Annotated in this window: 13 protein-coding genes; 6 read left to right on the top strand and 7 right to left on the bottom strand. The window is 64.2% G+C overall.

Annotated elements, in window-relative coordinates; all coding sequences use genetic code 11:
* Positions 1-28: 28 nt before the first annotated feature.
* The 5 genes from AWB81_RS48295 to AWB81_RS18675 all read right to left on the bottom strand — a co-directional run bounded on the left by AWB81_RS48295 (position 29) and on the right by AWB81_RS18675 (position 4999).
* Positions 29-154, bottom strand: coding sequence for a hypothetical protein (locus AWB81_RS48295; RefSeq protein ID WP_268811754.1), 126 nt, complete (start codon positions 152-154; stop codon positions 29-31).
* The gene (locus AWB81_RS44745) at positions 151-1104 is read right to left on the bottom strand and encodes a helix-turn-helix domain-containing protein (RefSeq protein ID WP_143753720.1); all 954 of its coding nucleotides are present in this window, start codon (positions 1102-1104) and stop codon (positions 151-153) included. The genes AWB81_RS48295 and AWB81_RS44745 overlap by 4 nt, the downstream gene beginning before the upstream one ends.
* 289 nt (positions 1105-1393) lie before the next feature.
* Complete coding sequence (locus AWB81_RS18665) at positions 1394-1702, bottom strand: hypothetical protein (protein ID WP_062638037.1); 309 nt, start codon at positions 1700-1702, stop codon at positions 1394-1396.
* A 287-nt stretch (positions 1703-1989) separates the two neighbouring features.
* Positions 1990-3252 (bottom strand): tyrosine-type recombinase/integrase, encoded by a 1263-nt coding sequence (locus AWB81_RS18670; RefSeq protein ID WP_062638039.1) that lies wholly within the window; start codon positions 3250-3252, stop codon positions 1990-1992.
* Between the two features lie 760 nt (positions 3253-4012).
* Positions 4013-4999, bottom strand: coding sequence for a LysR family transcriptional regulator (locus tag AWB81_RS18675; RefSeq protein ID WP_062638041.1), 987 nt, complete (start codon positions 4997-4999; stop codon positions 4013-4015).
* Between the two features lie 101 nt (positions 5000-5100).
* Here AWB81_RS18675 and AWB81_RS18680 point away from each other — a divergent pair, with 101 nt between their 5' ends.
* The 6 genes from AWB81_RS18680 (at position 5101) to AWB81_RS18705 (ending at position 11468) form a co-directional block, all read left to right on the top strand.
* Positions 5101-6177, top strand: a complete 1077-nt coding sequence (locus AWB81_RS18680) for an ABC transporter ATP-binding protein (protein WP_062638043.1) — start codon at positions 5101-5103, stop codon at positions 6175-6177.
* Between the two features lie 78 nt (positions 6178-6255).
* A complete protein-coding gene (locus tag AWB81_RS18685; RefSeq protein ID WP_062638046.1) occupies positions 6256-6969 on the top strand; it encodes an HAD-IA family hydrolase in 714 nt (237 codons plus the stop codon).
* 3 nt (positions 6970-6972) lie between these two features.
* On the top strand, positions 6973-8295 hold the full coding sequence (locus AWB81_RS18690) for an NAD(P)/FAD-dependent oxidoreductase (protein ID WP_062638048.1): 1323 nt from the start codon (positions 6973-6975) through the stop codon (positions 8293-8295).
* A gap of 20 nt (positions 8296-8315) precedes the next feature.
* Entirely contained in the window at positions 8316-9221 is a 906-nt protein-coding gene (locus AWB81_RS18695) for an ABC transporter permease (RefSeq protein WP_062638050.1), read from the top strand.
* On the top strand, positions 9218-10015 hold the full coding sequence (locus AWB81_RS18700) for an ABC transporter permease (RefSeq protein WP_062638052.1): 798 nt from the start codon (positions 9218-9220) through the stop codon (positions 10013-10015). The genes AWB81_RS18695 and AWB81_RS18700 overlap by 4 nt, the downstream gene beginning before the upstream one ends.
* Positions 10016-10040: 25 nt before the next feature.
* Entirely contained in the window at positions 10041-11468 is a 1428-nt protein-coding gene (locus tag AWB81_RS18705; protein WP_062638054.1) for an aldehyde dehydrogenase family protein, read from the top strand.
* Between the two features lie 8 nt (positions 11469-11476).
* On the opposite strand, the gene AWB81_RS18710 is transcribed toward AWB81_RS18705, so the two are convergent.
* Both AWB81_RS18710 and AWB81_RS18715 read right to left on the bottom strand, forming a co-directional pair.
* Positions 11477-13144 (bottom strand): GMC family oxidoreductase, encoded by a 1668-nt coding sequence (locus AWB81_RS18710; protein ID WP_062638073.1) that lies wholly within the window; start codon positions 13142-13144, stop codon positions 11477-11479.
* A gap of 89 nt (positions 13145-13233) precedes the next feature.
* Positions 13234-14277: an ABC transporter substrate-binding protein gene (locus tag AWB81_RS18715; RefSeq protein WP_062638056.1), complete on the bottom strand. Its 1044-nt coding sequence runs from the start codon at positions 14275-14277 to the stop codon at positions 13234-13236.
* Between the last annotated feature and the right edge of the window lie 97 nt (positions 14278-14374).

Here is a 14374-nt window from a genome sequence, read left to right on the forward strand (position 1 = left end):
GCTCGATCAGAAGGCATCATCGAGGGTGTCATCGAGCAACAGCGCCTTCCTGTGCGGCGCGAAGCTTGGCGGTCACGAAGCGGTGCTTGCCGTCGCGCGAAGTGCGTTCGACCGCCACGCCGTAGAGTTTTCCAGCGAGCAAGGTGGTGATCATGAACGGTCTCCTTTCGAGCGCTTTACCGAGCGCGCGCAGAGCAAGCCAGTGACCATCGACGCGAACTCGCATATCGACTCGCGTGCATTGGGATCGCGGTCGGTCGCATACACGGTGAAGGCTTCGGCAAGCATGCCGATGTTAACGCGCGGATCGGCCGCCCATTGCTTAATCACGGCGGGCACGGCGGTGCGCTTGATGACGCCGAGCGCGCGCAGATAGGACGCCATCGACTTGGTGCGCTCGCGTACTTCCAACGGGGTGAGTGCGTCACCTTGCGATAGCAAAGCGCTTTTCTTGCTGCGCTGCACAGTGGGCGCTTTCTTCGTCCGTTCGCGCTCATTGTTATCGTCGGGCAGAGAAGCCGCCGACGCCGAAGGCGGCACCTCACGCGCGCGCGTGTTCAGCGGTGCGTGGCTATGCCGCTCCTGCCCCGTGTGCTTTAACCGCGTACTTTTACCGTGTATGTGGCTCACTGGTGAGCCCATTAGAGATGAGCAAATGAGCCCTTTACCGTTAGGCAAATGAGCCCATTTCACGCCGTTAATAGGCTCATCAGTGAGCCCATTTCCGGTCACTGTAATAGGCTCAGCAGTGAGCCCATTAGAAGGCTCGTCGTGGTCATCCGGAAGGCTCCTTTGGGCGAGTCGTTCCTTCATTTTATTGCGCAGTGCGGCAAGCGGCGGAACGTGGAATTCATAAGCGTGAATGCGCCCGGTCTTGCCGACCCGCTTCCCGGTATCGATCAAGATGCCGAGCTTGCGAAGGGTCGCAAAGTGACGCTTCACTTGCGCGCGACTGAAGCCGGTGCGCGCACACAGGTGGTCGATTGATGGAAAGAGCTTGTCGTCTTTTCGGTCTCGGACCATATCGGCCAGCACGAAGGCGAGCGGCCATGCCGGGCCGAGTTCCGGCATCAGCGCGACAGAGGCAAGGGTGGTGAAGGTCACGGCGTGCCCCGCTCGGTCTTCACCACGTGGGGAAGGTGCTCACTGGCGCGCGAGCGGGTGCGGCGGTACGATAGCGACTGCATCGCGGTCTTTCTCCAAATCTGTAGAACGCGAAGGCAACATCGAGCGGCCCGGAATACTCCTCCGGTGCCGCTTTTTTATTGCCTTCGTCCGGGCCGCATCGGCCTTAGCTCTCATCGGATTTGATCAAGACTCGCTCGCCGCTCGTTGAACATGTCGGCAAGGGTTAAGAGGCGGCGGCTCTGCGGCCACTCGCTTGTGTTGAGGATTACGCAGCGTCATCAGCGCCTTCGCGCTTTGCTCGTTTTGCTTCCTGTGCGCGCCGCGCTTTCATCCTGAGATAAGCATCGAAGTCTTCTTCGAGCCATGCCTCATTACCCACGAGCTTGAATGAGGTCGGGAAGTCCGGGTCGGAGTTTGCCAAGCGGCGCGCGGTGGTGCGTGAGCGTCCGATCTTGCTTGCGATGCCGTTAATGTTGATCACACGCAGGGGTTTGACTGCCTCCGCAGGAAGGTCCGGCTCTTGGATATTTCGCGGTCGGCCCGGTCCACGCTTCGCTTCGATTTGCTCGCTCATGGCGCTCCCTGCATCGCTTTGATTCGAATTGCTTAGCGAAATAATGTGCGAAAATCGGATACTTTTCAAGGTCACATTCCCGCCATGCAGAGACTTCGAAGAGAAGGATTTTTCGCGAACGGCGAGCGGGATTCGTTTGCGAAGTATGTGCAGATGCGTGGCATTGATGTGCATAGTGATGCACAGCGATGCAACTTGTGGCAGAAGATTCAGCAGCCGTGCGGGAAGCTTTTTCTCGTTCGTGTGAAGCGGCGCTCATTTATTTTTATTTCAATGAGCGGCCGTCTTCACATCGCATGCGCGGCTTCGAGCGGTTCGCGAAACACAGTGCCGAGCGGCAGCACCTTGGCGGCGGGTTCGCGCAAGTAATCGGCCCACGCTTGCATCAGCATCACGCGCGCATCGAAGTGCCGGGTGCGCTCATATGCCTTTTGCACCGCACCGCGCTTGTCATGCGCGAGCACGCTCTCAGCGATGTCGGCATCCACCTTGAGACGTTCAGTGAGGAAGGTGCGCAGCGATGAGCGCATTCCGTGGGTGGTCACGGTGCCGAGCGCATAGCCAAGCTTGCGCAACAGGCCCGCGAGGTCCGCATCCCAATGCGCGCGGCCGGTGCCCGAAGGAAACACCAGCGCTTCGGCACCACGTGCGCCCGGCAGCGCTTCGAGCAAGGCGAGCGCAGCATCACAGAGCGGCACATCGTGAGCGCGCTTGGTGGCCTTTCGGCCCTTCATGCGCGCGGCCGGGATGCGCCACACCTTCGCATCGGCGTCGATCTCGCCCCACACCCCGCCGCTCGCTTCGCCCGCGCGCACACCGGTAAGCACGAGAAATTCCATCAACCGGGCGAGGTTGCCATCGACGGCGCGCAACTTCGCCATGAAGCCGGGCATCTCGCGCCATGCGAGCGCGGCGCGGTGCTCGATGGCTTCGCCCACGGCGGGCATCAGGTTTTCAAGGTGCCCGGACCAGCGCGCCGGGTTCTCGCCTTCGCGATAGCCCGCGCTCTTCGCCCAATCGAGCACGCTCTCGATGCGTTGGCGCAGCAAGGTCGCGGTGGCGTGCTTCTTCGTCCAGATCGGCTCAAGCACTTTGAGCACGTGAGTGGTGTCAATCTCGCTCACGTCGAGGCGGCCGATGATCGGGTTTGCGTGCAATTCGAACCCGCGCCGCCATGCGTGTGTGTTGGCGTCGCTCCACCCGCTCTTTTGCAAGTCGATGTACTTCGTCGCCGCCTCCGCGACGGCGAGTCGCTTGGCAAGCGCGGCGCGCGCCACCTTGCGGGCGTGTTGCTTCTGTCCGAGCGGATCGATGCCGCTTGCCTTGAGCTTGCGGGCATCGGCGGCTTTTTCGCGTGCTTGCGCGAGCGTGATGGCCGGGAAGGGGCCAAGACCCATCTCGCGCTTGCGCCCGTGCAAGCCGTAGCAATAGAGCCAGCTTTTGGAGCCGGACGGCGTGACTTGTAGAATCAAGCCCGCGCCGTCTGGGTGATAGCCCGGCTCTGTGAGAGACTTGATGGCGGAAGCAGTGAGGCGGTGGATACTACGCATGAGGATTCTCCGAGGCGGCGTCACTTCACCCCCCTTTCTACCCCCCTCAAAGCGTGAGGCGGTTTGAATCGGTTTGAAGCGATCTGAAGCGATCTGAAGCGATCTGAAGCGGAGAATTGTACTAAATTCGTTGATCCATAAGGGTTTATCGGGCGTCTCGCCGCTTCACGCTTGGATCGAGTGTAGGCTTACTTTCTTTCTGCTGCAAAGAAAGTAACCAAAGAAAGCAGCTTTTTCAGGCAACAGTCTTAGGACGGCAACGCACTGGCAATACCGATTGGCCCAGCGCCTAAGTGTCGCCCTCAAAGGACCATAGGGGCTTGGTGCGCGGCACGCACTGTGAAATCGCACAGTGAACAAGTTGGCACAGCGGTCATTCATCCGTTTTCGCTTCGCTGGACGAGAGGTACATCAGTCGCACGGTTGAGGTTCGCGGTCGAGGTTGCAATCCACTGGTTTTCGGTTGTGCCGTTCGTCCAAGCGAAGCGCGGACGGACCGGAACGAAGTGCATACCACTCTGTTGGAGTGCGAGAGGTGTCAGTGCGTGCGCGCGCCAAGCCCAGTGGTCCTTTGAGGGCGACACTTAGGCGCTGGGCCAGTTAGTGATGCGAGGGCGGTGACGTTTTGTGACTGCTGCCTGAAAAAGCTGCTTTCTTTGCTTACTTTCTTTGCAGCAGCAAAGAAAGTAAGTCCCGCCCCGGACAGGGGCAGAGCTAATAGACCAAAAAGAAAGCAAGTTCCACAGAAGCCCAAAGCGCATCACAACGGCTTGACCACGTCCACGACAAGCCCATTCTCCGCGAGCGCCTCGCGCAGCCCCAACCCCGGATACGCGCGATCGACGATCGCCATATCCGCGCGCGTCTCCTCGATGATCCAGTCTCGCAGATCGGCGACGACCGGCCGCAGCGGCCGGTTCTCCGGCCACACGAGGCAGCAGCGCCGGTTCGTCACGACGACTTCCTGCTCCGCGGGCAGCAAGGCGCCCTGGGAAAGCCAGTGCGACACCACATTGAGCCAGCCAAGCGCGATGCCCTGCCCGAGCAGCGCCGCCTGCACGACGATCGCGTAGTCGTTGAAACTCAGCATGCCCGCCGAGTGCCGTCCGTGCCCGGCGAACGTGGCGAAGCGCTCGTGCCAGCCGCGCTCGCCGTCGTCCATGACGATCACCGTATCGCCCTGCTCGCGGCCCGCCGCAGTCCCCGACGTCTCGTGATAACGCTGGTTGCAGACCGGCAGCAGCGTCTCCGGCATCACGAGCACGCCGTTGTCGCCGATTTCGTCCTCGCGCATGAAGCGCATGCCGAGATCGACATCGACGAGCGGTCCGCCGATGCGCCCCGAAATCAGCTGGAACCGCAGATCGACCGACGGAAACGCCTGGTTCAGCCGGCTCATGCGCGGCATCAGCCAGTGCGTGGTGAACGCGGTGGACACCGAAAGCGTGACCGATTCCACGCCCGTCGCGCGTGCCTCGATCTCGCGGATCGCGCTTTCTATCCCGTTGAAGCCTTCGGAAATTTTCCGGTAGAGAATCCTGCCGTTCTCGGTCAGTTCGATGCCGCCGCGCACGCGCTCGAACAAACGCACGCCCAGATGGTCTTCCATGCGTGACAGCATTCGGCTCACGGCGGGCTGGCTGACATACAGTTCCTGTGCGGCGCGCGTGAAGTTCCCGCAGCGCGCAGCGGCCTCGAAGACGAAGAGCGCATTGGCGCTCGGCAGTTTTTTGCGAAGGTTCGGCATGACCTGATGTTATGCCTGATCCAACAATTTGGGAATTGCCGCCAAAAAAGAGGCGGCCTATATTTTCTTCAACGCAGGCTTTTCAGCGAGACAAAGACGCAATGGACGCACGAGCGAAAACAGGTGTTTCGATCCGATCGGCAGCGAAGCGTTACGGCCCGGTCGTGGCCCTCGACGACGTTTCGCTCGACATCGCCCCCGGCGAATTCGTGTCGCTGCTCGGGCCCTCGGGATCGGGCAAGACCACGCTGCTCGGCATCCTCGGCGGCTTCGTGCAGCCGAGTTCCGGCGCGGTCTGGGTCGGCGAGCGCGACATTACATTTGCGCCGCCGCACAAGCGCGACATCGGCATCGTGTTCCAGAACTACGCGCTGTTCCCGCACATGACCGTCGGGGAGAACGTCGCGTTTCCGCTGCGCGCTCGCCGTCAGCCGAAATCGACGTGGGCGAAGAAAGTCGCCGATGCGCTCGCGATGGTCGAACTGTCGGGCTACGAAAACCGCGGCATCGGCCAGCTTTCCGGCGGCCAGCGCCAGCGCGTGGCGCTCGCCCGCGCGATGGTCTTCGAGCCGCAACTGATCCTGATGGACGAGCCGCTTTCCGCGCTCGACAAGCAGTTGCGCGAAACCATGCAGATCGAATTGCGGCGCCTGCATCGCAAGCTCGGCGCGACGATCGTCTATGTCACGCACGACCAGCGCGAGGCGCTCACGATGAGCGACCGCGTCGCCGTGCTGAAGAACGGCCGGCTCGTGCAGATCGACACGCCCGAGCGTCTGTACGACCGTCCGTGCGATGCGTTCGTCGCGAGTTTCATCGGCGAGGCGACGCTGCTTCACGTGACGCGCGCCGGCGACGATGCCGTGCGTCTCGGCGATACCGTCTTGCGCACCGCGCATCCGCTGCCGCGCGGCGACAAGCTGCTGCTCGCGGTGCAGACGGAAAAACTCGTGATCGACAGCGGCGACGCGACGAACGGCGTGAACCGTCTTTCATGCCGCGTCACCGAGGTGCTGTATCAGGGCGAGAGCCTGCGCGTGTTCGCCGCGCTCGCCGACGGCACGCCGATCAGTCTCAGGCAGCCGGGCAGCCACGACGCACGCCGGCGCATTCCGGAACCGGGCGCGCAGATGAGCGTCGCGCTCGATCCGCAGGACACGATCGTCGTGCCCGCCTGAATCCTTTCCGTATTTTTAGCCGCCCGCGCTTCGGGCATTCCTCTCCCGATTCATAGCAAACTGCACAAGGATGATTTCATGAAGCTCACCGATTTCAAGGTCCTGACGTTCGACGTCGTCGGCACGCTGATCGACTTCGAGCGCGGCGTGCTCGCCTCCGTGCGCCGTCTCGGCGGCGCGGCGGCGAAGGACCTGACCGACGACCAGATCTTCGAGCCGTACATGCGCGGCCGCGCCACGTATCCGGGCCGTTCGAGCCACGAAATGGCGAACGTCTATCTGTCGCTTGCGAAGGAACTCGGTCTGCCCGACGATCCGCAATCGGCCGCCGCCTTCCAGCGCGACGTGCTCGAATGGCCGGCGTTCGCGGATTCGGTCGCGGCCCTGAAGCGCCTGCGCAAGCACTATCGCCTGGTCGCAATGACGAATGCGGATCGCGTGGCATTGTCGGCGTATGCGCACACGCTCGGCGATCCGTTCGACGACACCGTTTGCTGCGACGAAACCGGCGTCGCCAAGCCCGATCCGCAATTCTTCGCGTATAACCGCGGCCGTCAGGCGGCGTTCGGCTACAAGTTCGGCGAGATCCTGCACACGGCGCAGAGCCAGTATCACGACATCGGCATCGCGACGCAGCTCGGCTACGCGACCTGCTGGATCCAGCGCCGTCAGAACCAGAAGGGCTTCGGCGCGACGCCGGTCCCCGAGGCCGTCACGACACCGACCTTCAAGTTCGCGACGCTCGCCGCGCTCGCGGATGCAGTCGAAGCCGAAGCGCGCCAGGCCGCCTGATCCATGCTCGCGCCGACGACACCCGGAAGGCCGCAACCCGATTCGCTCTGGCGCGCGCTCGCGGCGGATGCTCCCTTGAGTCCGGGCGCACCGCTCGCGCGCGATCTCGCCGTCGAGGTTGCTGTGATCGGCGCGGGTTATTCGGGCCTCGCCGCCGCGTATGCGCTGCAAAAGCGCGGCGTCGAATGCGTGGTGCTCGATGCGAACCCGGTCGGCTGGGGCGCGAGCGGGCGCAACGGCGGCGTGGTGTCGTCGAAATTCAGGCTGTCGTTTCCCACGATCCACAAGCTGCACGGCCTCGATACCGCGAAGCGCATGCACCGGCTCGCGCACGAGGGCGTGCGGGTGGTCGAATCGTTCGTCGATGAATTCAGGATCGACCGCGCGCGCTTCGAACATACGGGCAGCCTGCGCTGCGCGCATACGGAACGCGCGCTGGACGCGATCTGCGCCGAGGCCGACTGGGTGCGCACGACGCTCAACGATACGTCGATGACCGTGCAGTCGCGCGCCGAAGTCGAGCGCGAGACCGGCTCGAAGGGCTTCGTCGGCGGCGTGCTGAGCGCGGATGCGGGCACGATCCTGCCGCTCGAATACGTGCGAGGGCTCGCGCGCGGCATGACGGCGCGCGGCGTGCCGATCTACGAATCGACGCCGGTGCTGAAGATGCATCGCGCGGCGGGCGATGCGCATGTAACGCTCGTCACGCCGGGGGGCACGGTGCGGGCGAAGCAGGTGATCGTCGCGACCAATGCGTATTCGGATCTCACCTCGGCAACGTCGCCCTATCAGCGTGAACTCGTGCCGTTCCGCAGCGCGATGATCGCGACCGAGTGCCTTCCCGCCGATCTCGACGCGCGCCTGATGGTCGAGCGCCGCAGTTACACCGAGACGCGGCGCATGATGAAGTGGTTCCGGAAAGTGGACGGGCGCATGCTGTTCGGCGGACGCGACGCGTTCGGCAAGGAAGGGCAGATGACCGGCTTCGATGCGTTGCAGCGCGCAATGGTGTCGCTCTTTCCCGATCTCGCGGACGTGCGCATCGAGTATCGCTGGTCGGGTTATGTCGGCATGACGTTCAATTCGCTGCCGCACGTCGGACGCAGCGACGATGCCACGACCTTTTGTCTGGGGTATAACGGTGCGGGCGTCGCGATGGCGAGCCTGCTCGGCCAGCATGCCGCGGCGCTCGCACTCGGCGAGACGCCCGAGCTTTCGCTGCTCGGCGCGCCGGGCCTGCGGCCTGTGCCGTTCCATTCACTGCGCGCGCCGGGCGTGAGGCTCGTTGCCGCGTGGTATCAGATTCTCGACGCCATAGGTGCGTGACCCATGCTCTCAGGTGCATCATGACGACTGCCAAGCGGATTCTCGAAGGACCCACACTGATGCAGGCCACCGAGTCCGATCCCGGACTGCGCTACCAGCGCCGCGAGGATCGCACGATGCTTCTTTTGATGACGCCGGCGCTCCTCGTGATCGTCGTGCTGCTCGTCGTGCCGCTCGCGTGGCTGTCGTGGCAGTCGATCTATCACGACGGCTTCACGCTCGAGAACTATCGGCGCATGTTCACGGGCGCCTATCTTGACACGTTCCTGCTGACCTTCAAGCTGAGCATCATCGTGACGGTCATCACGCTGCTGCTCGGCTATCCGGTCGCGTACTTCGCTGCCTCGCTGCCACCGAAGCTGAGCGCACTCGTGCTCGGCATGGTGATCCTGCCGTTCTGGACGAGCGTCCTCGTGCGCACCTACGCGTGGCTCGTGCTGCTGCAGCGCACCGGCATGATCAACAAGTCGCTGCTGGCGATGGGCCTGATCGACCTGCCGGTTCAGCTCGCCTACAACCAGTTCGGCACGATCATCGCGATGGTGCACATCCTGTTGCCGTTCATGGTCCTGCCTCTCTATTCGGCGATGCAGAAAATCCCCTCGAATCTCTCGCAGGCGGGCGCGAGCCTCGGCGGCTCGCCGCTGCATGTGTTCATGCGCGTGTTCCTGCCGCTGTCGATGAGCGGCGTGTTCGCGGGCGTCACGCTCGTGTTCGTGCTGTGCCTCGGCTTCTACATCACGCCCGAACTGATGGGCGGCGGCAAGTCGATCATGGTGTCGATGGTGGTGAGCCGTAACGTCGAGATTTACAACAGCTGGGGCGCGGCGAGCGCGGTGAGCGTCGTCCTCCTGATCTGCGTATTCGCGATCTTCTATGCCGCGAGCCGCGTCGTGCCGCTCGAAAAGACCCTGGGGGCGAAATGAAGCGCTTCTCGTTCGGACGCATCGTCCTCGGCGCGACGGTCGCGCTGATTCTCCTCTTCCTGATGCTGCCGGTGCTGATCGTCGTGCCGCTGTCGTTCTCCGACACGCGCTTCATGACCTTCCCGCCGCCCGCGTATTCGCTGCGCTGGTATCACTCGTTCTTCGACAACCCCGCGTGGATCGATGCAGCGCGCACGACGCTCACCGCTTCCGTGTGCGCCGCGCTGATCGCGACGCCGCTCGGGGTCGCCGCCGCCTACGCGATCCAGAACGGCACGCACTGGATCATGCGCTATCTGCGCACGCTCCTGATGCTGCCGCTGATGGTGCCGATCATCATCGTCGCGGTGGGCGTGTTCTTCGTGTATTCGCAGGCGGGCTACGTGAACACGCTCGGCGGCCTGATTCTCGCCGATACGATGCTCGGCCTGCCGTATGTCCTGATTTCGGTCGGCGCGGATTTGCGCACCTTCGATCGCACGCAGGAGATGGTCGCGCGCAGTCTCGGCATGAACCGCTTTCGCAGCTTCATGACGGTCACGCTGCCGCAGATCAAGGCGAGCGTGATTTCCGGTGCGGTGTTCGTGTTCATTCAGGCGCTGGATGAAACGGTCGTCGCGCTGTTCGTCTCGGGCGGCTCGAACCAGACGCTCACGCGCCGCATGTTCGTGACGCTGCGCGACGAAATCGACCCGACCATCGCCGCGATCAGCACGATGCTGACCGCGCTGACGCTGTGCCTCGTGATGATCGTCGTCGTGAGCCGGCGTTCTTCGTCGGCGGCGCGCGCCTGAAACCTTCTGAGTGAAACCCTTTCGCATGAACAATGCACTGAAGTTCTATATCGACGGCGCATGGGTCGAGCCGTCCGGCACGGCGCGCCTGCCCGTCATCGATCCCTGCACGGAAGAAGCCCTCGCCGAAGTGGCGATGGGCACGCCCGCCGACGTCGATCGCGCGGTGACGGCGGCGCGGCGCGCGTTCGCGTCGTTCTCGCAGACGACGCCCGATGAGCGCCTGGCGCTGATCCGACGCATTCTCGACGTCTTCATGGAGCGCCACGACGAACTCGGCGAAACGATCTCGCGCGAGATCGGCGCGCCGCGTGCGCTCGCGCATGCATGGCAGGCGGGCATCGGGCGGCGGCATCTGGAAGAACTGATCCGCACCTGCGAGTCGTTCCAGTGGCAGCGCAGCAAGGGCACGACGCTCGTCAATCACGAGCCGGTCGGTGTCGTCGCGCTGATCACGCCGTGGAACTGGCCGATCAACCAGATCGTCTGCAAGGTCGCGCCCGCGATCGCGGCGGGCTGCACGATGGTGCTCAAGCCGAGCGAAGTGTCGCCGCTGAACGCCGTGCTGTTCGCGGAGATACTCGATGCGGCGGGTGTGCCGCCCGGCGTCTTCAATCTCGTCAACGGCGACGGACCGACCGTCGGCGCGGCGCTCGCGGCGCACCCCGGAGTCGACATGGTGTCGTTCACCGGATCGACGCGCGCGGGTATCGAGATCGCGAAGCTCGCGGCGCCGACCGTCAAGCGCGTGCATCAGGAACTGGGCGGCAAGTCGGCGAACATCCTGCTCGACGACGTCGATTTCGAAGCGGCCGTGACCGCGGGCGTCAACTCGTGCTTCGGCAACAGCGGCCAGTCGTGCAATGCGCCCACGCGCATGCTCGTGCCCGAGGCGCGTCACGAAGAAGCGGTGTCGATAGCGCGTCGCGCGGCCGAGGCGCATCGCGTCGGTCCGGCTAACGACGAGCGCACGACGATGGGTCCTGTCGTCAGCGAACTGCAGTTCGAGCGCGTGGAGCGGCTGATCGGCATCGGCATCGACGAAGGCGCGCAGGTTGTGGCGGGCGGTCTCGGGCGTCCGGCGGGTTTGGAGCGCGGCTATTACGTGCGGCCGACGGTGTTCGCCGGCGTGCGCCCTTCGATGACCATCGCGCGCGACGAGATCTTCGGCCCGGTGCTCGCGATCATGCCGTATCGCGACGAGGAAGATGCGATCGCGATCGCCAACGATACGCCGTTCGGGCTTGCGGCCTATGTGCAGTCCGCCGATCTGGAGCGCGCCCGGCGTGTGGCGCTCAGGTTGCGCGCGGGCAGCGTCTATCTGAACTATCCGTCATGGGATGCGGGCGCGCCGTTCGGCGGGTACAAGCAGTCGGGCAATGGACGTGAATACGGCGAGTGGGGCCTGGAGGCGTTTCTGGAAGTGAAGGGCATTGTGGGGTTCGGGGGCTGAACGCCGCTTCACCCGCGTCCCCGAAGCATGTCCGCGATGCGCTCCGCGATCATGATGGTCGGCACATTCGTGTTCGCGCACGGGATCGACGGCATCAGCGACGCATCGCACACGTAGAGCCCGTCAACGCCAAGCACCGCGCCGCGCGCGTCGCAGACGGCGAGCGGATCGTCCACGGCGCCCATGCGGCAGGTTCCGGACGGATGCCACGTGCCGCCCACCGAACGCGTGACAAAGCGCGTGAGTTCGCCATCGTCGGCGAGCAGTTGACCCAGCGTTATACCCTGCGTCACCACGCGCCTTACGAGCCACCCGCGTAACGGTCCGGCAATATCCAGCAGCGCGGCAAGCGTGCCGCGCTGAAACGCGTTCCACACTCCCGGCACGGCAACGCTTGCGACCCGCGGCGAATAGCTCGACGGCAACACTGTTCCGCGATGGCGCGCCATCAGCGGATCGGCGAGCGTCTGCGCCCCGAAACGCAGCGCGAGCTTCAGGCGGTCGAGATCGCGGGCATCGGAGAGCATGTTGAAGTCGACAGCGGGCTCGTCCTGCGGATTCGCCGACGTGAGCCTGACACGCCCGCGCGAGTACGACTTGTTCACCCAGAAGAAGATCGTCCCCAACCGGTAGCCGACGGAATGCCAGCCCGAGCGCGAAAGAATCGCGCCGTGCATGTCGCCGGGTACGGTGCCGGGCAGGCCCGAAGAAAAGCGCACGATGGCCTGTTCGTGATGCTCGTCGGGGAAGGGCGTGCGGGCTGCAAGCGGCAGGAATGCGGAGACGGCAATCGACGGATGCTCCATCAGGTTGCCGCCGACGCCGGCACGATCCGCAATCACTTCGATGCCGAGCGCGGCGAGATCGGCGGCCGGGCCGATGCCGCTTCGCATCAGGAGCGCCGGACTATGGATCGCGCCCGCGCAGACGATCACCTTCGCAGCACGCAATTCTTCGCGATTTGCCAGAAGCGCGCCAACCGCGCGCTTGCCATCGAACAGCACGCGCCCGACGATCGTGTCCGTGAGGATCGTGAGATTGGTCCGGGCGCGCACGGTGTCGTCGAGATAGCAGACCGAGGTCGGAATGCGTTCGCCCGTTTCGCTCACGCCGATCGCGCCGATGAACGTGCCGTCTTCCCACGCGCCGTTCTGATCGTCCCGCCGGGTATGACCGCGTGCGTCGAGCGTGCCGAGCACCGCGCGCACGAACGGCGAGACGCGCGTCCAGCTCGGGCGCTGCACGCGCAGCGGACCGCTCGTGCCATGCAGTTCGCCGCCGAAGTCGCAATCGGTTTCGAGCTTGCGGAAATACGGCAGGCACGCGGTCCAGTTCCAGCCGTGGGCGCCGAGCGCGTGCCATTCGTCGTAGTCGGCGGGGGCGCCGCGGTTGGACATCAGCGCGTTGATCGCCGAGCCGCCGCCGAGCACGCGCGCCTGCTCGTAGCGGTGCATCGCTGCCGTCGCGCTCATGCGCGCCGTCAGCCGCTGCCAGATGTTGGCGGTGTCGAGATATGCGCGGCCGGGATAGCGGCTGCGTATGGCCGCGGGCATGTCGGCCTGCGAAATGTTGCGGCCGGCTTCCACGAGGCACACGGTCTTGCCGGCGTCTTCGGACAGGCGAGCGGCGAGCACGCAACCCGCCGAGCCGCCGCCGAGAATCAGATAGTCGATCACGTTCGAAGAATGCGACTGCGCGATGGTGCGTGCGGGAATGGACATCCGCGCGAACCGGCCGGTCCGCGCGGAAAGAGAGGAGTTGCGCGTTACTGCATGAACTTGAGCCAGCGCGCCTTCGCCTGGACGCCGGCGTCCGAGGCCCACCAGTCTTCCGACATCAGCGCCTGCTTCGCTGCGTTGTCGGGCGAGCTCGGCAGTTCGCTTGCGCGCTTCGCGTCGATCTTGCCGGTCTTGAACGCCGCCGGATTGCCCGGGCCGTAGTCGATATAGAGCGGCAGGTTCGCCTGCAATTCCGGCGACACGGCCGTGTTGACGAACTTGATCGCCTCCGGCAGATTCGGCGCGTTCTTCAGTACGCACAGTTGCGTGTTCTGCAGGATGCCGTCGTTGAACGTGAAGTCGACGTCGGGATTGTCCTTGCGCACGGCGCTCGCGCGGCCGTTCCAGATCATCGTCATGTCGACTTCGCCGTCGTGCAGCAATTGCGCCGACTGTCCGCCCGAAGTCCACCAGACCGTCACGTCCGGCTTGATCTGCTGAAGCTTCTTGAACGCACGGTCGACGTCGAGCGGATAGAGCTTGTCGCGCGGCACGCCATCGGCGAGGAGCGCGGCTTCGAGCACCGTCATCGGGTCGTTGCGCAGCGCGCGCGTGCCGGGGAAGTCCTTCACGTTCCAGAAATCGGCCCAGCTCTTCGGCACTTTCTTCAGCGTCTTCTTGTTGTAGCCGATGACGGTCGAATAGAACTCGTAGGCCACCGAATACGGTGTGCGGTACTTCTCGGGCATCGCGGCCGCATTCGGGATCTTCGAAAAGTCGAGCTTTTCGAGCAGGCCCTCACGGCCGCCGCGCAGACAGTTGGACGTCGGCGTGTCGACCACGTCCCAGATCGGCTTGCCGGTGGCGGCCTGCGCCTTGATCTGCGGCCACGCGTCCGGAATGCTTTCCTGGTTGATGGTGATGCCGAGCTGCTTGGCGGCGGGGTCGAGGATGGCCTTGGTCTGCGCTTCCTGATACGTGCCGCCCTGCGAGACGAAGGTAATTTTCCCGGCGGCAAAGGCGGGCGCGAGACTCGCGGCGCCCAGAATCAGAAGAGCGGCAAGCGGGCGCAACGTTGGCTTTTTGATCACGACTTTGTCCTCGAGACGGTTATGCGAAAGAGATCGTCGATGTAATGCGGTGTTCGTCGCGGCGCGTCGCCGGTGGCGAAAGCGGCGGCGTGGGGAA

This window comes from Caballeronia arationis, assembly GCF_001544975.2.
Taxonomy (GTDB): domain Bacteria; phylum Pseudomonadota; class Gammaproteobacteria; order Burkholderiales; family Burkholderiaceae; genus Caballeronia; species Caballeronia arationis.

Excerpts from the sequence above, each read along its gene's own strand:
- AWB81_RS18670 (WP_062638039.1), bottom strand. The coding sequence starts at position 3,252 with ATGCGTAGTATCCACCGCCTCACTGCTTCCGCCATCAAGTCTCTCACA.
- AWB81_RS18695 (WP_062638050.1), top strand. The coding sequence starts at position 8,316 with ATGACGACTGCCAAGCGGATTCTCGAAGGACCCACACTGATGCAGGCC.
- AWB81_RS18690 (WP_062638048.1), top strand. The coding sequence starts at position 6,973 with ATGCTCGCGCCGACGACACCCGGAAGGCCGCAACCCGATTCGCTCTGG.
- AWB81_RS18685 (WP_062638046.1), top strand. The coding sequence starts at position 6,256 with ATGAAGCTCACCGATTTCAAGGTCCTGACGTTCGACGTCGTCGGCACG.
- AWB81_RS18705 (WP_062638054.1), top strand. The coding sequence starts at position 10,041 with ATGAACAATGCACTGAAGTTCTATATCGACGGCGCATGGGTCGAGCCG.
- AWB81_RS18665 (WP_062638037.1), bottom strand. The coding sequence starts at position 1,702 with ATGAGCGAGCAAATCGAAGCGAAGCGTGGACCGGGCCGACCGCGAAAT.
- AWB81_RS48295 (WP_268811754.1), bottom strand. The coding sequence starts at position 154 with ATGATCACCACCTTGCTCGCTGGAAAACTCTACGGCGTGGCGGTCGAA.
- AWB81_RS18700 (WP_062638052.1), top strand. The coding sequence starts at position 9,218 with ATGAAGCGCTTCTCGTTCGGACGCATCGTCCTCGGCGCGACGGTCGCG.
- AWB81_RS18680 (WP_062638043.1), top strand. The coding sequence starts at position 5,101 with ATGGACGCACGAGCGAAAACAGGTGTTTCGATCCGATCGGCAGCGAAG.
- AWB81_RS18675 (WP_062638041.1), bottom strand. The coding sequence starts at position 4,999 with ATGCCGAACCTTCGCAAAAAACTGCCGAGCGCCAATGCGCTCTTCGTC.